The sequence below is a fragment of the Methylobacterium sp. P1-11 genome, assembly GCF_008329595.1.
Classification (GTDB): domain Bacteria; phylum Pseudomonadota; class Alphaproteobacteria; order Rhizobiales; family Beijerinckiaceae; genus Methylobacterium.
This window is the reverse complement of sequence record NZ_NPKS01000021.1, coordinates 33,318-50,945: the sequence shown is the minus strand read 5'-3', so window position 1 is coordinate 50,945 and position 17,628 is coordinate 33,318. Positions and strand designations below refer to the sequence as shown.

At 68.8% G+C, this 17,628-nt stretch carries 17 protein-coding genes; 9 read left to right on the top strand and 8 right to left on the bottom strand.

Annotation, left to right across the window (positions count from 1 at the left end):
- Positions 1–395 precede the first annotated feature (395 nt).
- The 3 genes from CIW48_RS20745 (at position 396) to CIW48_RS20735 (ending at position 3,718) form a co-directional block, all read left to right on the top strand.
- Positions 396–1,202 (top strand): IclR family transcriptional regulator, encoded by an 807-nt coding sequence (locus CIW48_RS20745; RefSeq protein ID WP_149312458.1) that lies wholly within the window; start codon positions 396–398, stop codon positions 1,200–1,202.
- Between the two features lie 200 nt (positions 1,203–1,402).
- The gene (locus CIW48_RS20740) at positions 1,403–2,584 is read left to right on the top strand and encodes an aminotransferase class V-fold PLP-dependent enzyme (RefSeq protein WP_149312457.1); all 1,182 of its coding nucleotides are present in this window, start codon (positions 1,403–1,405) and stop codon (positions 2,582–2,584) included.
- A gap of 237 nt (positions 2,585–2,821) precedes the next feature.
- A complete protein-coding gene (locus CIW48_RS20735) occupies positions 2,822–3,718 on the top strand; it encodes an amino acid ABC transporter substrate-binding protein (RefSeq protein WP_149312456.1) in 897 nt (298 codons plus the stop codon).
- A gap of 230 nt (positions 3,719–3,948) precedes the next feature.
- Here the strand turns inward: CIW48_RS20735 and CIW48_RS20730 are convergent, their stop codons facing one another.
- The 5 genes from CIW48_RS20730 to CIW48_RS20710 all read right to left on the bottom strand — a co-directional run bounded on the left by CIW48_RS20730 (position 3,949) and on the right by CIW48_RS20710 (position 9,276).
- The gene (locus CIW48_RS20730) at positions 3,949–4,980 is read right to left on the bottom strand and encodes a transposase (protein ID WP_246695345.1); all 1,032 of its coding nucleotides are present in this window, start codon (positions 4,978–4,980) and stop codon (positions 3,949–3,951) included.
- 242 nt (positions 4,981–5,222) lie between these two features.
- Complete coding sequence (locus CIW48_RS20725) at positions 5,223–6,323, bottom strand: putative sulfate exporter family transporter (protein ID WP_149312455.1); 1,101 nt, start codon at positions 6,321–6,323, stop codon at positions 5,223–5,225.
- 28 nt (positions 6,324–6,351) lie between these two features.
- Positions 6,352–6,672 (bottom strand): cytochrome c, encoded by a 321-nt coding sequence (locus tag CIW48_RS20720; RefSeq protein ID WP_149312454.1) that lies wholly within the window; start codon positions 6,670–6,672, stop codon positions 6,352–6,354.
- Between the two features lie 11 nt (positions 6,673–6,683).
- Positions 6,684–7,895 (bottom strand): molybdopterin-dependent oxidoreductase, encoded by a 1,212-nt coding sequence (locus tag CIW48_RS20715; RefSeq protein ID WP_149312453.1) that lies wholly within the window; start codon positions 7,893–7,895, stop codon positions 6,684–6,686.
- A 76-nt stretch (positions 7,896–7,971) separates the two neighbouring features.
- Positions 7,972–9,276 carry an MFS transporter gene (locus tag CIW48_RS20710; RefSeq protein ID WP_149312452.1) on the bottom strand — a complete coding sequence of 435 codons (1,305 nt, stop codon included), beginning with the start codon at positions 9,274–9,276 and terminating at the stop codon, positions 7,972–7,974.
- Between the two features lie 275 nt (positions 9,277–9,551).
- Between CIW48_RS20710 and CIW48_RS20705 the strand changes: the two genes are divergently transcribed.
- Genes CIW48_RS20705 through CIW48_RS20680 form a run of 6 tightly spaced genes read left to right on the top strand, consistent with a single transcriptional unit; the run spans position 9,552 to position 15,420 of the window.
- Positions 9,552–10,367, top strand: coding sequence for an IclR family transcriptional regulator (locus CIW48_RS20705; RefSeq protein WP_149312451.1), 816 nt, complete (start codon positions 9,552–9,554; stop codon positions 10,365–10,367).
- Between the two features lie 14 nt (positions 10,368–10,381).
- Positions 10,382–11,539 (top strand): CoA transferase, encoded by a 1,158-nt coding sequence (locus tag CIW48_RS20700; protein ID WP_149312450.1) that lies wholly within the window; start codon positions 10,382–10,384, stop codon positions 11,537–11,539.
- A gap of 11 nt (positions 11,540–11,550) precedes the next feature.
- A complete protein-coding gene (locus tag CIW48_RS20695; RefSeq protein ID WP_149312449.1) occupies positions 11,551–12,267 on the top strand; it encodes an enoyl-CoA hydratase/isomerase family protein in 717 nt (238 codons plus the stop codon).
- Positions 12,268–12,293: 26 nt separating this feature from the next.
- Positions 12,294–13,121, top strand: coding sequence for a CoA transferase (locus CIW48_RS20690; RefSeq protein ID WP_149312448.1), 828 nt, complete (start codon positions 12,294–12,296; stop codon positions 13,119–13,121).
- Positions 13,114–13,881: a CoA-transferase gene (locus CIW48_RS20685; RefSeq protein WP_149312447.1), complete on the top strand. Its 768-nt coding sequence runs from the start codon at positions 13,114–13,116 to the stop codon at positions 13,879–13,881. The genes CIW48_RS20690 and CIW48_RS20685 overlap by 8 nt, the downstream gene beginning before the upstream one ends.
- Before the next feature lie 36 nt (positions 13,882–13,917).
- A complete protein-coding gene (locus CIW48_RS20680) occupies positions 13,918–15,420 on the top strand; it encodes a class I adenylate-forming enzyme family protein (protein ID WP_149312446.1) in 1,503 nt (500 codons plus the stop codon).
- Positions 15,421–15,433: 13 nt separating this feature from the next.
- Here the strand turns inward: CIW48_RS20680 and CIW48_RS20675 are convergent, their stop codons facing one another.
- From CIW48_RS20675 to CIW48_RS20665, 3 genes are all read right to left on the bottom strand, one after another.
- Positions 15,434–16,294: an IclR family transcriptional regulator gene (locus CIW48_RS20675; protein WP_149312445.1), complete on the bottom strand. Its 861-nt coding sequence runs from the start codon at positions 16,292–16,294 to the stop codon at positions 15,434–15,436.
- Between the two features lie 82 nt (positions 16,295–16,376).
- Positions 16,377–16,982 carry a glutathione S-transferase gene (locus CIW48_RS20670; protein WP_149312444.1) on the bottom strand — a complete coding sequence of 202 codons (606 nt, stop codon included), beginning with the start codon at positions 16,980–16,982 and terminating at the stop codon, positions 16,377–16,379.
- 26 nt (positions 16,983–17,008) lie between these two features.
- Positions 17,009–17,587 carry a cysteine dioxygenase gene (locus CIW48_RS20665; protein WP_149312443.1) on the bottom strand — a complete coding sequence of 193 codons (579 nt, stop codon included), beginning with the start codon at positions 17,585–17,587 and terminating at the stop codon, positions 17,009–17,011.
- Between the last annotated feature and the right edge of the window lie 41 nt (positions 17,588–17,628).

Below are 17,628 nucleotides of genomic sequence, written 5' to 3'. Positions count from 1 at the left end.
GGCGTGCATGAAACCCCGCACGCCCCCCGAGCTGGCTATGTGTGGCGGCCGATGAATGGCAGCTTTCGAGAAGCCTATAGCGTGTCCATGATGTCCGACCTGGGTCGCTACCGGAATGGCTGCTCGGGGTGGTTTCCTGCCCGTCCGCTTCCGGTTTGTGGAGGCATTGAAGCGGGCGCAGCCCTACCGGCAACTCGTGGCCCTTGCATGATACTCGGGCAGCCTACGTCCTCTTGGTCTGGCGACTGAGGACAACTGAGTTCGACCGGACGCTGATAAGCTGCAGAGTGGTCCTCAAGCCGAGGTCTTGGTGAGGTCTTCTTGCCGCTCAGCGACCCCTTGCATGTTCGCGCCGATAGGGCACTGCCAGACGCCACTTGTGTGAGGAAGCCATCTTGGCGAATGAACTTGACAGGTCGCGTGACGCGCCCCTGGATCGGGCCCTGGCCATCCTGACTTTCGTGGCTGAGCAGAGGAAGGCGCTCTCGGCCGCCGAGATTGCCTCGGCGCTCGCGCTACCGCTCCCCACCGCGCATCGCCTCATCGGCAATCTCGAGGACCGTGGCCTCGTCCAGAAGGCGCTGGGCACGAAGCGCTACGTCGTCGGCAGCACACTGGTCACCCTCTCGGCCAAGACCATCGGGGCGGCCTTCCGCACGGTGCGGCGGCACGCCGTCCTTACCGCTGTGGCTGACAGGATCGGCGAGCAGTGCGAGATCGGCATCGTCCGCGACAACGCAGTGGCCTATGTCGACAGCGTGCAAACCAAGCAACAGCAAGGATTGCAGTTCAACCCGGGGTCGGCCGCCCCGCTCCACTGCACCTCGACGGGCAAGATCTACATGAGCCGCCTGCCCACAAAGGTCCGGCAGCGGCTGGCCCACTCGCTTCCCCTCGTCCAGTACACCCCTACGACGATTGCCGATCCGGAGACGCTGCTCGTCCAGCTCGAAGTGATACGGCGCAGGGGTTGGGCAAAGACCAACCAGGAATTTGTCCGCGGTGTGGTCGGCTGCGCCGTGCCCATCGTCTCGCCTAAGGGCGATCTGATCGCCTGCCTGGGCGTGTCGGTACCCTCGGCACGCGTCGGCTTCGAGGACCTCGACGCCTTTATCAACCCTCTGCAAGAGGCGGCCGCTCTCCTGTCCAACACCATCCTGCAGGACAACGACGATTTTGATAATTCTCAATTTTCGGAATGAAAACTACCGCCTGATGATGATCTAGCTCGACGTGAAGCGGACGTAGTGTATTTTCTGATCACGGCACTGACATGCTCAGTTTTTGAGCGCTGGCTGGCGGATCTTGTAGCACTGCCGTCATTCAAGACTTGAGATGGGTCGAAGGCTCGCCGGAACTCCCGGCGCAACGCCTCGTCGCGTCTGCGCAACCGGAGGGGATCATGACCGAGCACTACGACGTCGCCGCCGTTCGACAGGCGTTTCCGGCCGCTGAGCACGTGGTCTACCTCGACAGCGGCTTCCAGACACCGCTGTCCCGCCCCGTGAAAGAGGCGTACGAGCGGTTCCTGCAAGAAGGGTTCGAGACCGCCGGTCCCAAGCAGATCTGGCTCAGCCGCCTCGAAGAGACCCGCGCCAAGGTCGCGGCCCTCCTCGGCGCGCAGGCGCACGAGATCGCGTTCACCAAGAACACCTCGGAGAGCATGAACATCGCCGCCAACGCGCTGCCGCTGAAGGCCGGCGACAAGGTTCTGATGATCCACGGCGATCACCCGAACAACGCCTACGCCTTCCTCAACTTGAAGAAGAAGGGCGTCGAGGTTGTGTTCATCCCGATGACCGAGGTGGTGAACGCGGACAGCTTCCGCTCTCACATAGACGAGAAGACGCGGGCGATCTCCATGTCGCACGTGACTTTCCACGCCGGCCATCGTTTCGATGTCGAGAGCGTCGGCGCGCTCTGTGACCAGCACGGTCTCTACTTTGTCGTGGACGTGATGCAGGGCATCGGCGTGACGCCCATCGACGCGAAAGCCATGAAGGCCACCTTTATCGGCTCGGGCACGCACAAGGGCCTGCTCGTGCCCCAAGGACTGGGCCTGCTCTACTGGGACGCCTCCAAGATCGAGCTTGAGCCGGCCTACCTCGCCGCCGCCAGCCTCGCCGAGCCGCCGAGCGATTTCATTGCTAGGGCAGACAACATGGCCCTTCCCTCCACGGCGGCCCGGTTCGAACTCGGCAACTACAACCTCCCGGCCATCCAGGGATTGGGCGCCGCCATCGACCTCATCAACACGCTCGGCATCGAGAACATCGAGGGCCACTGCTTTGACCTCGGCGACTACCTCATCGAGCGCCTCGAAGAACTCGATATCGCCTTGGTCGGTCCACGCGACCGTCAGCATCGCGCGCCGCATATCTACGTCATCGCCCTGCCTGCGGCCGAGTGGCTGGACTACTTCACGCAGAACGGCATCCGCGTCTCGCCCGAGCGCGACGGCATCCGCGTGTCGCTCGGGATGTTCAACACCACGGCGGACATCGACCGGCTGATCGAGGCGATCCGTGCCCGCAACGTGCCCTCGACGCAGGCCCGCACGGTCGTGCTGTCCAAGCTCGGATAGGCCGATGCGCCTCTCCAATCCTGATCGTTGCCGGCAAGTGGGAGAACGTGCTCGGCGCTCCGGTCGAGGACAATGACGAATTCCTGTCCTCGGTCGGCAGCATGACGCCGACCGGCCCGTCCGGCGCGGCCCAGGGCGCTTCAGCCTAGCCGATCAAACCGATCACGCGACGCGTGCCGCGTGCTCAGGCTCCGCGAGACCCACCCGAGGTCCGCATCCAATCAGAGGAGATGATCGATGTTTCAGGGCAAAGACTTCGTACGGCTGTCTTGCGCGTTCGCACTCGGTCTCGCCGCCACCGGGGCATCGGCCGATAGCCCGACGCTGGCCAAGATCAAGCGAACCGGCAGCGTGGCGCTCGGCTACAGGGAGTCCTCGATCCCGTTCTCCTACCTCGACAACAGCCAGAAGCCCGTCGGCTTCTCGCTCGATCTGTGCGCCCAGGTCGTCGATCGGATCAAGGCCGACCTCAAGCTCGACAAGCTCGCAGTCAAGCTTCAGCCGGTCGACTCGTCCAACAGGATCCCGCTCATCCAGAACGGGACCATCGACATGGAGTGCGGGGCGACGTCGAGCAGCCCGGCCCGGCTCAAGCAGGTGTCTTTCACCGTCGCGATTTTCGTCTCCTCGGCGCGGTGGCTGACCAAGGTCTCCTCCGGCATCCACGACGTGAAGGGGCTCGACGGCAAGACCGTGGTCGTCACGCAGGGCTCGAACGCCACCGGCTTCGCGTTCGGCATCAAGGCCAAGGGCGGCACGTTCAACATCGTCCAGGGCAAGGACCACGCCGAGTCCATGCTGACGCTACAGAGCGGGCGCGCCGTCGCGTTCATGGAGGACGACATCCTACTCGCCAGCTTGAAGGCCCGCACACCCGATCCCGCCGCGTACACCTTCCTGCCCGAGACCTACACGCTGGTGCCCTACGGTCTGATGCTGCCGAAGGACGACGTCGAGTTCAAGGCGCTCGCGGACGACGTCCTGAAGGGCATGATGACCTCCGGCGCCTTCACGAAGCTCTACGCCAAGTGGTTCGAGAGCCCGATCCCACCTCACGACGAGAACCTGAACTTCCCGATGTCCGAGGCTCTGAAGGAGCGCGTCGCGCATCCGAGCGACTCGGTCGATTTTTGACCAGCTGGACGGGCGGCTCGCTCAAGTTGAGAGGCCGCCCATGGCCGAAGCATTGAAGCCTGCTCACCGGCCCGAGGCAGATTTGTCTGCTCTCGGGGAGCGCTCATGACTGTGCAGAAGGGCTGCTGCGGGTCCGAAGCGGCATGGCTGCAATGGGTGGAGGCTGTGTGAGAACGCGGTTTGGTGTGGTGGCCGCGGAGCGGTGATGGCGCGCGCGGTGCCGCGTGCTCTCACGCCGGCAGGGCGGTGAGGAGCGGTCCGGTTCCGAGGAGCGCCATGATCCGCTTCCGATTGTAGGCCGGGACCTGCAAGCTCATCTCGGTGGCCACGTTCCGCAACCGCCGCATCCGGAAGTGGGTCGCTCCCATCCAGTCCTTGAGCGTCCCGAACACGTGCTCGACCGTCTGGCGGCGTGTGCGCATCGCGTGGGGATCCTTGTCGAGCCGGCGCTGCACGGCTTCCAGAACCGCCTCGTGCTCCCAACGCGTCACCCGCCGCTCCTGGGCCGGCGTGCCGCGTGCCTCGATCGTGCAGTCGCGGCAGGCCGTCGTCCAGTCGCGGCGCAGCGTCAGGCCGCCCTCCACATTCGTGTAGCGGTAGGAGAGCCGCTCGCCGGCTGGACACCGGTAGGCATCCGCCTCCGGCTCGTAGACGAAGTCCTGCTTGCCGAAGCGCCCCTCCGCCTTGGCGCCCGAGGTCAGCGGCCTGGGCAGCGTCACCGCGATGCCGACCTGCGCGCAGGCCAGGATCTCCTCGCCCGAGAAGTAGCCGCGGTCCGCCAGCACGCTGAGCGCTTCATGCCCGGTTGCCGCCTGCCCCTGGCGGCTCATGTGCGCCAGCTGGGTGCGGTCGTGCCCGGTGGTCGTCACCGCGTGCGCGACGATCAGATGACGCCCGGTGTCGACGACCGCCTGCACGTTGTAGCCAACCATCCCTGTGCCCTTCGCGCGATGCTCGCCTCGACCTGCTCGATGCGGCGCCGGACCGCCGCCGGGGTGAAGTTGCGGTCGCGCGTTCACCGCTTTGAAGCGGCTGCCGTCGAGCGCCACGATGCCACCGGCCAGGAGGCCGAGTTGACGGCACAGCACCACGAACTGGGGGCAGGCGGCCTGGATCGCAGGTCCGTTGTCGCGCCGGAAGTCGGCGATGGTCTTGAAGTCGGGGGCGAGGCGGCCGGTCAGCCACATCAGCTCGACGTTGCGGCCGGCTTCACGCTCCAGGCGGCGGCTGGAAAGGCCAACGGCGGCATGAGCGGCTGGCATGGGTCGCAAGCTGCGCGTCCGCTTTTCCGACAGGCCTGCTCCGAAGCGGACAGGCCGCTTACGGTCAGCCCCCCGCGCTGACTTGCCTGAATTTTCCAGGGCCGGACATTCGGCTTCGCGCCCATTCCAGTCATTCAGCCGAATGCGACGCCGCCGCAGAAGCAGACGTCACAGAATGGAGAATCAACTTGGGGCACTGGTAGATTTTATGACGGCGACAATGACCGCGATCTCGGCCGCGCTCAGCCGATCCCGAAGCCTCGGATGAGCAGGACCGCGATGGCCAGGAGCACGAGTAGCGAGGCGGTGACCGCCAGCGTCACCCGGCCGCCGACCTGCGCCAGCACGCGGACATCGACGCCCAGGCCCAGCGCGGCCATTGATACGATCGTGAGGAAGCCCGCGATCCGGGCCAGCGGCCCGACCGCGCTGTCCGGGATCAGTCCCAGTGAGCGCAGGGTCGCGAGCGCGAGGAAGCCCAGGATGAACCACGGCACCAGCTTGAAGAAGCCGAGCCGACCCGGCGCAGCATTGCCCGCGGCTCCCTCCGCGGGGAGGCGCGGGGCGATCAGCGAGAGCGCAAGCACCACGGGCCCGAGCAGCAGCACGCGCACGAGCTTGACGAGCGTGCCGACCTGCGTGGCGAGCGCGCTCACCGGCACGGTGGCGGCCAGCACCTGCGGCACCGCGTAGACCGTCATCCCCGCCAGCACCCCGTACTGGTGCTCGCTGAAGCCCGCCAGCGGCACGAACAGCGGCAGGCCCAGCACCATCAGCACGCCCAACACCGCCGTGAACGCGATCGCGGCCGCCACGTCCCGGCTTTCGGCCCCGATCACCGGCGCCACCGCCGCGATCGCCGAGTTGCCGCAGATGGCGTTGCCGCAGGCAATCAGCAGCGCCATGCGCACCGGCAGGCCTAGCGCGCGGCAGAGGGCGCAGCTCGCCAGTATGGTCAGCGCAACCGCTCCGACGATGCCGGCCAGCAGCACCGGGCCCGAGGCGACGATCGCCCCGAGGCTCACCGAGGCGCCGAGCAGGGTGACGGCCACCTCCAGCACCTGCTTGGCTGAGAAGGCGATCCCGGCCTTGAACCGCGCCCCCGGCACCCAGGCGGTGCGCACGGCCGTCCCCAGCAGGATGGCCAGCACCAGGGCCTCGACATAGGGGTGGCCGGTGAGGCTCTCCTCGCCCGCCTGCAGCACCTGCGCCACCCCGGTGATGACACCGCACAGGAGCAGCCCCGGCAGCAGGCCGCCGGCCGCCCCGGCCCAGACGGATCCACGGGCACGCCCGGCGGGTGCAGCTCCCGCCGCGATGCGGTCGGCGCTTCTGGCGGTCATGAGGGGCCTCCCTGCCCGGCGCCGGCGCTCAGTAGGTCGCGCCGAGATAGGCCGCGATGGCCTCGGCCTGCTGCGCCTCGATCGGGGCGCGGTAGACCTTGACCATCTTGGCGACCTCTGCGTCCCAGAAGGCGGAGCCCTTCCGGGGTGGCTGCATGGCGATGTAGTCCGCCGAGTGGCAGGTCATGCAGTTCTCCTGTGCGGCCTGGAAGCCGGCCGCGTGGCTGGCTTCCAGGGGCGCCTTGAACTGCGCGGTCGGCTCCGGCAGCGGGTAGGTCTCGGGGGCGGCGAGCGCGGCCGTCCCGGCGAGCGCGAGGCAGAGGGCGGGCGGCGCGGTGAAGCGGGGCATGTCGATCTCCCTCAGGCCGCCCGCACGCGGGTCGTCTCGACGACGTTGCGCATGTAGCCGGCCGGGTTCCAGCGCGGCTCCATCGGCTGCGTGCCGCCGTCGTTGCCGGTCGCCCGGACGCGCAGGGCATGGGCGCCAGGTGCCAGATCGGCCTCGGCATTCCACGTGCGGAAGGCGTAGCGGCCGAGATCCTGGCCGAGCCGGGCCGGGCTCCAGGTCTGGCCGTCGTCGGTGGAGATCTCCACCGCCCTGATGCCGGATCCGCCATCGAACGCAATGCCGCGCAACGGCACGCGGCCGGCCTTCACCTGCGCGCCGTCCGCGAGGTTGGTCACGAAGGAGCGGACGTTGAACCGGCCGATCGGCACGGTCCTGTCGGGCGCCTTGCCGGGCTCGGTGCAGGCGCAAGGATTGTCGGGGATGCGGTAGGCGCTCTTCATCCAGAAGCCCTCGAAGGGCTTGTCGAGGACGGTGATGGCGTTGAGGTGCTTGACCCAGTAAGTGCCGTAGAAGCCGGGCACCACGATGCGCAGCGGGAAGCCGTTGAGCCAAGGCAAGTCCTGCCCGTTCATGCCCCAGGCCAGCATGACCTCGCCGCCGTTCGCGTGGTCGAGGGCGAGCGCCTTGGTGAAATCGGGCGTCTCGGGCAGGACCGGCCCGTCGAGGCCCCCGAACGAGACCTGCACGGCCCCGGCTTTCACGCCGGCCTTGTCGAGGACGCTCTTCAGCGGCACGCCGGTCCAGCGGGCGCAGCCCATGGCGCCGTTGGCGAGTTGCCCGCCGGCGATGCGCGGCGCGAAGAAGCCACGGGAATTGCCCGAGCACTGGTTGACCGCGACGATCTCGGTCTGCCCCGGCAGGGCCTTGAGGTCGGCCAGCGACAGCTCGAGGGGCCGCGCGACATGGCCCGTCACCGCGACGCGGAACGCCTGCGGGTCGATCGTGGTGGGGATGTCGGCGAGATGGTAGCGGACGAAGAAGGCATCGTTCGCCGTGATCGCGCCCTCGTCGAAGACCGCGAACGGTGTCTCCAGCTGCGGCGGCCGGGCGGTCATCTGCAGGAGCGGGCGCTTGCCCGGATAGGCCACGAGCGGTCGCTCGCCGTTGCCGAAGGGCAGCGTCAAGATTTTCTCGCCCGCCGCGGCGCGGAGCGGCGCGAGAGCCTGGCTGCCCGCGCCCGCGCCCGCGGCCAAAGCCGCCAGAAGACTGCGCCTGTCCATCATGGTTCGCATTCCTCCCGGTGGCGTGCCGTTCAGGGTTCGATGCCGGCACCGCCGGCGCTTCAGTGTCGGTCCGCGCTCAAGCCGGCGTGACAGCCGCCCCGCGTCGCGAGATGTGCACGTTGCGGTAGAGTGTCAGCGTGCCCACGATCGAGAACAGCGCCGCGCAGGCGAGCCAGAGTCCCGGCATGGCGCGGTTCCCTGTCGCGTGGATCAGATAGGTGCACACCGCCGGCGTGAATCCGCCGAAGATGGCTTGCGCGAGGCTGTAGGCCAGCGAGAAGCCGGTCGCGCGCACCTCGGCCGGCATGATCTCGGTCAGCGTGACGACCATGACACCCTGGTAGCCGCCGTACAGGAACGACATCCACATCAGGGCAGCCAGCAGCCGGCCGAAGGACGGGTCCGACACGAGCCAGGCCATTACCGGATAGGCCGTGAGGCCGATCAGCACCGAGAAGGTCATCAAGACCGGCAGACGCCCGACGCGGTCCGAGACGGCGCCCATGATGGGAACCCAGATGAAGTTCGCGACGCCGACGCAGACCGTGACCACGAAGCTGTCATGGACGCTCAGACCCAGCACCTGACGGGCATAGGTCGGCGTGTAGGCGGTGATCATGTAGAAGAAGACGCTCGTCAGCGTGACGAGCAGCACCGCCTTGAACACGATCGCCCAGTTCTGAAGGAGCGACCGGTAGATCTCGCCGAGCGTGGCGCGGCGATGCCGGGCCCGCTTCGCGAAATCTTCGCTCTCGTGCATCGAGCGCCGGATCCAGAACAGGACGGGGATGATCAGGCAGCCGATCAGGAACGGGATGCGCCATCCCCAGGCGAGCATCTGCTCCTCTGTCAGGAAGCCGCGCAGGGTCACGCCGATGATGGCTGCGAAGACCACTGCGACCTGCTGGCTAGCCGATTGCCAGCTCACGTAGAAGCCGCGGTTCCCGGGCGTTGCGATCTCCGACAGGTAGACCGAGACGCCACCCGATTCCGCGCCCGCCGAGAAACCCTGCAGCAGTCGGCCGATCAGGACGAGGATGGGGGCGGCGATACCGACCGACGCGTAGGTCGGCGTGAAGGTGATCAGCGCGACGCCCACCGACATGATGGCGAGGCTCATGACCAAGCCGGCCCGCCGGCCATGCCGGTCGATATAGGCGCCCAGCACGATGGCGCCGAGCGGGCGCATCAGGAAGCCGATCCCGAACGTGGCCAGCGACAGCATCAACGAGACGTACTCGTTGTCGCTGGGGAACACGGCCTTCGCCACTGCGGCGGCGTAGAAGCCGTAGACCATGAAGTCGAACATTTCGAGGAAGTTGCCGCTGACGACGCGGAAGACGTCTCCCTTGGTGGGCGGGCGTTGAGCCGAAGCGTCCATGGTTTCTCTCCCGTCGGCGGATCGGTCGAGTCCGAAGACGCCGGCCGCCACTGCGAGACGATGCTATTGTTCTACATTTTAGAACATCGTCTCATTTGGCGATAGGCTATGAAGGCCTTCGGTTGCAGTCAACCGCGAATCTGCGTCCACGCCAGCTGCGACAGGACAGGTAGCGTTCAGCGGGTCCGCGCTCCTGAGGGCAGCGGTCCCGCTCTTGACGCCTTGCAGCGCCTAGAGATAGGCTTTGATGGAACGCTGTTTCGAATGTTGGAACGATGGACAGCACGCTTCTCAAGGGACTGATGCTCTTGGAGCACTTGGCGGGCAGCGAGTCGCCCCGCGGCGTCAGCGAACTGGCGCGCGCGCTGAGCCTGACGAAGAGCAACGTCCACCGCACGCTCCAGACCCTGGTGGCTGCCGGATACGTGCGCGCCCTTCCCGGGGGCACCTACGCGTGCACCCTGAAGCTCTTCGAGCTCGCCAGTCCCGTGGTGGCGCGGATCGACGTCCGGCAGGTCGCCGAGCCCTTCATGCGGACACTGGCCGAGGAGACGCAGGAGACGATCCACCTCTCCCTGCTCGACCGGGCCGACGTCATCTACCTGCACAAGATCGAGAGCCCCCAGCCGGTCCGCGCCTATTCGTCGATCGGCGGCCGAGCGCCGGCCTACTGCGTGGCCTCCGGCAAGGCGCTTCTGGCCTACCAGGAAGAGGCGCTGGCCCATCTGCCGGAGACGCTCCAAGTCTACACGCCGCGCACGATCGCATCCCTGGACCTGCTGCGGCGGGATCTGGAGCAGGTCCGGATCCAGGGCTTCGCAATCAATCGCGGGGAGTGGCGGGAGGGCGTCTGCGGCCTCGCCGCGATCGTCCACGATGCGATGGGCCGGCCCGCGGCCGCGATCGGCATCTCCGGGCCGGCCGATCGCCTGAGTCCGACGGCTTTGCGCCGCTTCAGCGACGTGGTCGTCGATGCGGCGCGCGGCCTGTCGCGCGCCCTCGGCTACAACCCCATCACCGTCTCATCCCATCCCGCGCCGCGATACGCCCGAGGCCCCGTGCCCGGGCGTGCGACGGCGACGGTTGCCTGATCGAGGAGAAGCCCGTGCGACCGCTATCCGGTATCCGCGTGATCGAGTTCTGCAGCGTCGCGGCCGGGCCGTTCTGCGCCATGCTGCTTGCCGACATGGGGGCCGACGTCGTCAAGGTCGAGAACCCGGACGGCGGCGATTCGATGCGGGCCTGGCCGCCCCTCAACGAGGGCTTCAGCGAGAACTTCGCCTCGCTCAACCGCAACAAGCGCTCCGTGACGCTCGACCTGAAAGATCCGACCGACAAGGCGCGCGCCCTGGACCTGATCCGCTCCGCCGACGTGGTGCTGGAGAACAATCGCCCCGGCGTGATGAAGCGGCTCGGGCTCGACTACGCCAGCGTCAGCGCCGAACGGCCCGGCCTCGTCTATTGCTCGATCTCGGCCTTCGGCCAGGAGGGGCCGCGCTCGGCCGAGGCTGGGTTCGACCTGACGCTACAAGCGATGAGCGGCGTGATGAGCGTCACGGGCGAGCCCGGCGCCCCCCCGGTCAAGTGCGGCGTGCCGATCTCGGATTTCGGCACCGGCCTCTACGCGGCCTACGCGATCGCGGCGGCGCTGCTCCAGGTGCGGGCGGGCGGACCCGGCGTGCACATCGACGCTTCGATGTTCGGGGCATCGCTGGCGATGGGGGCGCTCCAGACCAGCGAGTATTTCGGCAGCGGCCGCGACCCGAAGCGCCTGGGCTCGGCCCATCCGCGCAACGCGCCCTATCAGGCCTTTCGCGCCAAGGATGGATACTTCGCCATGGCGGCGGGCAATAACGCCCTCTACCGCGCCGCCTGCGGGGCGATCGGGCGCGACGACCTCGCCGAGGATCCGCGCTTCGCCTCGACCGCCTTGCGGGCGCAGAACCAGGGCGATCTCCTGGCGATTCTGGAGCGCGATTTCGCCGACCTCACCTGCGCCGACCTGCTCGGCCGGTTCCGCGCCGCGGGCGTGCCCTGCGCGCCGATCAACGGCTACGCCGACGCCCTGGCCGACCCGCAGGTCGAGCATATGGGCTGGGTCCAGCCGCTGAGCCTCCCGTCCGGGGCCGAGACGCGCACCTTCGTGTCGCCGCTCAAATTCTCGGGCGCGGGCTTCCCGATCTACCGGGAACCACCGTCCCTCGGCCAGCACAACGCCGAATTGTTCAGCGAGGCCGCGCCGGCCCGCGCGCGCACGGCGTGAGGGGCGGCGCCATGGACGAGCTCCTGAAGGACCGCAGCGGCGACACGCTGACCCTGACGCTGAACCGCCCCGACAAGATGAACGCCCTGTCGGCCGCCCTGGTCGACGCGCTCCTCGACGCCGTCGCGGCGGCGGGCCACGACGGGACCCGGCTCCTCGTGCTCAAGGGCGCGGGGCGCAACTTCAGCGCCGGGTTCGACTTCGGCGGCTACGCGGATCAGTCGGAGGGGGACCTGCTGCTCCGGTTCGTGCGGATCGAGCAGCTCCTCCAGGCCCTGGCTCACGCGCCCTTCGACACGCTGGCCCTGGCGCACGGGCGCAACTTCGGCGCCGGGGTCGACGTGATCTGCGCCTGCGGCCGGCGCGTCGGCGACCCGGCCGCCACCTTCCGCATGCCCGGCCTGTCCTTCGGGCTGGTGCTCGGCACGCGGCGCTACGCCGAGCGGGTCGGCGGCTCCAAGGCCCGGCTCGTCCTGCAGGAGGGCCGGGCGTTCGATGCGCCCGAGGCCCTGGCCGACGGGTTCCTCACCGCCGTCGCGGCGGACGGGTCCTGGCCCGACGCCGTCGCGGTCGCGTCGGAGGCGGCGACGCGCCTGTCCCCCTGGGCCGGGGCGGCCCTCAACCGCGCCGCCGCCCGCGACACCCGCGCGGACGACCTCGCCGACCTCGTCGCCTCGGCCGCGCGCCCGGGGCTGAAGGACCGCATCCGCGCCTACCGTGCGGCCTGACACGTTTTTCGACCGGAGGACGCCCCGTGAGCGCCGGAACCCAGAAGATCATCCCCCTCGCAGATCTCGCCGCCCGGGTTCCGGACGGCAGCTCCCTGGCGCTCGGCGGCAGCTTCCTGCACCGCGGCCCCTTCGCGTTCGTGCGCGAGCTGATCCGCCAGGGGCGCCGCGACCTCGAAGTCGTGAAGCAGTCCCCCGGCTACGACATCGACATCCTGTGCCGCGCCGGCGCCCTGTCGCGGGCCAAGGCCGGGATCGTCGCCATGGAGGGCAATTTCGGTCTCGCGCCCTGGTACCGCCGTGCGATCGAATCCGGCCACGTCCGCCTGGAGGAGCATGCCTGCGCCAGCCTGACCGCCGGCCTGCGGGCGGCGGCCTTCGGGGTGCCGTTCATGCCCTGTGGCGGCATCCACGGCTCGGACCTGCCGGCGCTCAACGGCTGGAAGACGATTGAGGACCCCTACGGCAGCGGCGAGGCGGTCTACGCCATCCCGCGCATCCAGCCGGACTTCGCGGTGATCCAGGCCAACGAGGTCAGCGAGTCGGGGGATGTGCGCGTCTACGGGACCTCGCACTGGGACCGGATTATGAGCCGCTCGGCCAAGCGCGTGCTCGTGGTGGCCGAGCGCGTCGCGCCGGACGCCTCCTTCCGCGACCAGCCCGAACTGACGCTGGTGCCCCACTTCCTCATCGAGGCGGTGAGCATCGTGCCGAACGGGGCCTGGCCCGGATCGCTCTGGCCCGATTACGCGATCGATTACCCGGCCGTGGAGGCCTACATGGCCGACAAACCGGGCGTGCTCGACGCCCACCTCGCCGCCGGCCCCGAGGCGCGGGAGGCGGCCCATGTCTGAGCGGATCTCTGAAGCCGCGCCCGATGCGACCGGCGCCTGGTCGGGCTTCTCCTACATCGTCACCAATCTCGCCCGGTTCGTGCGGCCGAACGAGATCACCTTCAGCGGGGTGAACTCGGCCCTGCCGATGCTGGCCTGTCTGCTCGCCAAGCGGGCCTACCCGTTCGCCTTCACCTACATCAACGTCGCCGGCGGGGTCGATCCGATCCCCTCCGCGGTACCGATCTCCTCCTCGGACCCGGTACTCGCCGAGGGCTCCCGGTCGATCTTCGCCAACGAGGATTTCTACGATCTCTGCACCCGCGGCCTGATGGACCTGTGCTTCCTGGGCGCCGCCCAGGTCGATGGGCTGGGCCGCACCAACGTCTCCTGCATCGGCGACTGGCACGCCCCGCGGGTGCGGCTGCCGGGCGGCGGCGGCGGCGCCGTGATGCTGCCGACCGCCCGCCGGGCGGTCACGTGGCGGACCGAGCATTCCCGGCGCACGCTCGTCGAGACCCTCGACTTCGTCACCGCGGCCGGTGGCATGCACGGCGTGGTCACGCCGATCGCCGTCTTCACCAAGCACGAGGGCCGGCTCGTGCTGGCCTCCTGGCATCCGGAGGCGAGCCTCGACGAAGTCCGCGACCGCACCGGCTTCGCCTTCGCGGCGGACGGCGCCGCGCCGACGCCCCTGCCGACCCCGGACGAGCGGTCGGCGCTGGCAGCCCTCGATTCGGAAGGCCGCTTCGAATCCGATGCGGGCATCCGCCTGCGCTGAGGCCCAGGCGGACCAATGGGACAGGAAATCGCTGCCATGATCGCTGCCAGGCCGGACTCGATCAGCGCGCGGCTGCGCGCGGCCATCGCGCATCATGCCGAGGCGGGCCGCACGGCTCTCGCGGGCCGGGACTCCGTGTCGTACGCCGAACTCGGCGCGCGCATCGACGCCGCCGCCGGCGCGGTCCGGGACTGGGGGGTTGCCCGGGGCGACCGGGTCGGGCTGATCGCGCCCAAGGGCGCGGCGGCGATCACAGCCTATTTCGGCGCCCTGCAGGCCGGGGCCTGCGTCTGCTTCCTCGAGCCCGGGCTCGCGCCGGAGGTAGTGGCCGAGCAGGCCGCGCTCGTCGGCATGCGGCACCTGATCGTGGCCGAGGCATATGCCGGGCACGTCGCCGGTCCTGCCCTGGCCGAGCTGGATGTGCGGGCGCTGGATAGCCTCCGCGACGGCGCCGCCTTCGCGGCCGAGATCGGCCCGCGGGACGAGGCCATGCTGCTCTTCACCTCGGGGAGCACCGGCCGGCCGAAGGGCGTGCTGCTGCGCCACGAAGGGCTCATCTGCAACGCCGCCGGCGTGCTCAGCCACACCGGCACTGGGCCCGCGGACCGGCTCCTCCACGTCATGCCGCTCCACCATACGAACGGCGTCAACAACCAGCTGATCGTGCCCCTCCTGGCCGGGGCCGCGATCGTGCTGATGGAGCGCTTTCAGGCCGAGGCCGCCCTCGACCAGCTGCGGTCCGGCGGCATCACCTACATGACCGGCGTGCCGACGATCTACGCGCGGATGCTGCCCCTGCTGCGCCCGGGAGAGCGCTTCCCGGGCTTGCGCTTCCTGCGCTGCGGCTCGGCGCCGATCACCCCGACCCTACACCAGCAGATCGAAGACGCCTTCGGCGTGCCCCTTCTGGTCTCTTACGGCCTGTCGGAGGCGACCTGCACCTCGACCATGAATCCGCCGGGCCGGCGTCGGATCGGCACGATCGGCACCGTGCTGGAGGGCCAGACGGTGAACCTATTCGATCCGGTCACGGATCGCCCGGTCGAGGCCGGCCGGGAAGGGGAGATCCGCATCGCCGGCCCCGCCCTGATGGCCGGTTATCTCGGCAGCGCGGACCAGCCGATCGTGGACGGCTGGCTGCGCACGGGCGATCTCGGCCGCTTCGACGCCGACGGGTTTCTGTCCATCACCGGCCGCATCAAGGACGTGATCATCCGCGGCGGCGAGAACATCTCGCCCGCGCTGATCGAGCGGCAGCTCGCCGCCCATCCGGCCATCCGCGATTGCTGCGTGGTGGGTGCCCCCGACGGGGATCTCGGCGAGGTGCCGGTGGCCTTCGTGGTGCTGCGGGAGGGCGAGGGCCTCGACGAGCCGGGGCTCAAGGACTTCGTGCGGGGCTCGCTCGCCCGGATCTACGTGCCCGCGCAGATCCGACGCCTCGACGTTCTGCCGGTCAACGGAGTCGGCAAGACCGATCGCAAGGCGCTGCGCGGCCTGCTGGCCGCCCGTGATGCGCGAACCATCCGCCGGCCGGTCTGAGCCGAGTGGTCGGCTAGGCCTCCGCGGTTGGCGGCCTTTCCTGATCCGACGACGGCGCGGCGGACGCCTGGCAGGGTTTGAGCGTCGCGCCCGTCCGGCTGCCGGGCCGTCCCGGCAGGGCCGGCATGCGCAGGGCCGGGTTGTGGCCGAGCGCGCGCGAGAGGTTTTTGGCCGTGTCCACCACGACGGTGCTGAAACGGCGCAGCACGGCGAGTTTCAGGCGGTCGGCGGGACCCGAGATACTGATCGCGGCGACCGGTTTGCCCATCCCGTCCTGCACGATGGCGCCGAGCCCGCAGACCGAGTCCCGCCATTCGCCGCGGTTGATCGCGAAGCCCCGGGCCCGGACCTGCTCCAGTTCGCCGCGCAGCTGTGCCAGGGTGCCGATCGTGCGCGGCGTGAAGATCGGCAGCGGGTCATGGAAATGCCGCAGGGCTTCGTCCTCCTGATAGGCGAGCAGCGCCTTGCCGGAGGCCACGCAATGGGCCGGCGCGCGGCCGCCGATCGACGAATAGGCCCGGACCGGGTGCGGACTCTCGACCTTGTGCAGGTAGATCACCTCGGTCCGGTCCAGCAGCGAGAGGTGAATGGTTTCCTGGGTCGCCTCCGCCAGGTCATGCATGTACGGGTCGGCGACCTGCCGGACGTCGATCCGCGCGACCACGGGGCTCGCGAGCTCGAACAGCTTCAGGGTGCAGGCGTAGCCGCCGGGTTCGGCGCGGACGTAGCCCGCGGCCGCGAGGGTCTGGAGCGTACGGTGGACGTTGCTCTTCGTCAGGCCGAGCGTGCGCGCGAGGTCCGTCAGGCCCCGCGGCGCATCGCTCCGCGCGAGATGTTCGAGAACTGTCAGTCCCTTGAGGAGTGTGGTGTCCACCGTACCGCCAATCGCATGCCCGGCACTCACTTCGTGCCGGCGTGAGGCCCGTCAAGACCAGCGCTTGACGGGCGGGAGTTGGTCAATCGCGCGGCTGCGTCGCCACCATGGACGGGCGTTCCGCGAAGGCCGCATACCATGCGGCCGCGGCGGGATGGTCGCGGCGCCAGTCGAGCGCCGGATAGCGGAAATCCAGATAGCCCAGGGCGCAGGCGAGTGTGATCGTGGCGATGTCGACCCGGTCGCCGAACGCGGGCGCGGTCCTGTCGAGCACCGCGAGGACGTCGGTGACCTTGCTCATCTGCCCGTCGGCCCAGTCGCTCCAGCGCAGGGCCTCGGGCCGCACGGCGCCCTCGTAGCGCGCCAGGAGCGCCGCGTTGAGCAACCCGTCGCCCATGGCCGCCCCGGCGAGATTGCGCCAGCGCGTCTCGCCGGACCCGAACAGGGCGCCACCGCCCTGCGCGTCGAGGTACTCGCAGATCACGCGGCTGTCGAACAGGACGAGACCGCCGTCGGTGACCAGCGTCGGCACCTGCCCGAGGGGGTTCTCGGCGCGGATCGAGGCATCGCGCTTGACCGGATGCGCCGCGGCGGGCTGCCGCTCCAGCCGGTCGACCAGCCCGAGTTCATGGGCCGCGATCATCACTTTCCGCACGAAGGGCGACGATGGGGAGTAGAAAAGCTTCATTTGATGAACTCTGTTGCCTGACAAGATCACTGCATTGACCAGATATTCGGCACGACATCGCTGTTGTATCCCGAAACGAAGGGCTTATTTTTCCCCGTTTCCGCATCGTAGACATTGCGATGGACGCGACCGATGTTCGCTCCATAGACGTGTATGCTGATCGACGCGCGATCCTCGAAGGCGTTCGCCACCTGATGGATGTCGCCGTGCGTCGGCGAGACGACGTCGATCTGGCCCGGGTGGAGCATCTCCGTCCCGGCCTCCGTCAGCGTGTCCCCGATCCGCTCGAAGCGCCGGGACCGCTCCTCGCCCCGGAGCATGCCGACGAGGCCCCAGACCGTGTGATCGTGGATCGGGGTCTTCTGTCCCGGTCCCCAGACGAAGCTGACGATGGAGAACCGCTCGAGCGGATCGCAGTGCAGCAGGTACTGGCGATAGAACTGCGCGTGCGGAACGGTCGCGAAGTCCGGCAGCCAGTCATCCTGCGCAATCAATCGCCCGAGGATGTCCTGGCCACCCGCGATCATGGCCTCGGGATCCGCGATCGACCGGTCGGCCAGGCGGGTAAGGTCCTGAACGCAGTCCCTGAGGCGTCGGATGCTCATCGAAATCTCCTGTCGCTCGTGCAGGTAGGCCGGCCGCGGGG

Bases quoted from the DNA above. Each gene is read 5' to 3' on its own strand.
- CIW48_RS20720 (WP_149312454.1), bottom strand. From the start codon at position 6,672: ATGCCCCGCTTCACCGCGCCGCCCGCCCTCTGCCTCGCGCTCGCCGGG.
- CIW48_RS20670 (WP_149312444.1), bottom strand. From the start codon at position 16,982: ATGAAGCTTTTCTACTCCCCATCGTCGCCCTTCGTGCGGAAAGTGATG.
- CIW48_RS20680 (WP_149312446.1), top strand. From the start codon at position 13,918: ATGATCGCTGCCAGGCCGGACTCGATCAGCGCGCGGCTGCGCGCGGCC.
- CIW48_RS20685 (WP_149312447.1), top strand. From the start codon at position 13,114: ATGTCTGAGCGGATCTCTGAAGCCGCGCCCGATGCGACCGGCGCCTGG.
- CIW48_RS20735 (WP_149312456.1), top strand. From the start codon at position 2,822: ATGTTTCAGGGCAAAGACTTCGTACGGCTGTCTTGCGCGTTCGCACTC.
- CIW48_RS20725 (WP_149312455.1), bottom strand. From the start codon at position 6,323: ATGACCGCCAGAAGCGCCGACCGCATCGCGGCGGGAGCTGCACCCGCC.
- CIW48_RS20730 (WP_246695345.1), bottom strand. From the start codon at position 4,980: ATGCCAGCCGCTCATGCCGCCGTTGGCCTTTCCAGCCGCCGCCTGGAG.
- CIW48_RS20695 (WP_149312449.1), top strand. From the start codon at position 11,551: ATGGACGAGCTCCTGAAGGACCGCAGCGGCGACACGCTGACCCTGACG.
- CIW48_RS20705 (WP_149312451.1), top strand. From the start codon at position 9,552: ATGGACAGCACGCTTCTCAAGGGACTGATGCTCTTGGAGCACTTGGCG.
- CIW48_RS20710 (WP_149312452.1), bottom strand. From the start codon at position 9,276: ATGGACGCTTCGGCTCAACGCCCGCCCACCAAGGGAGACGTCTTCCGC.
- CIW48_RS20740 (WP_149312457.1), top strand. From the start codon at position 1,403: ATGACCGAGCACTACGACGTCGCCGCCGTTCGACAGGCGTTTCCGGCC.
- CIW48_RS20715 (WP_149312453.1), bottom strand. From the start codon at position 7,895: ATGATGGACAGGCGCAGTCTTCTGGCGGCTTTGGCCGCGGGCGCGGGC.
- CIW48_RS20665 (WP_149312443.1), bottom strand. From the start codon at position 17,587: ATGAGCATCCGACGCCTCAGGGACTGCGTTCAGGACCTTACCCGCCTG.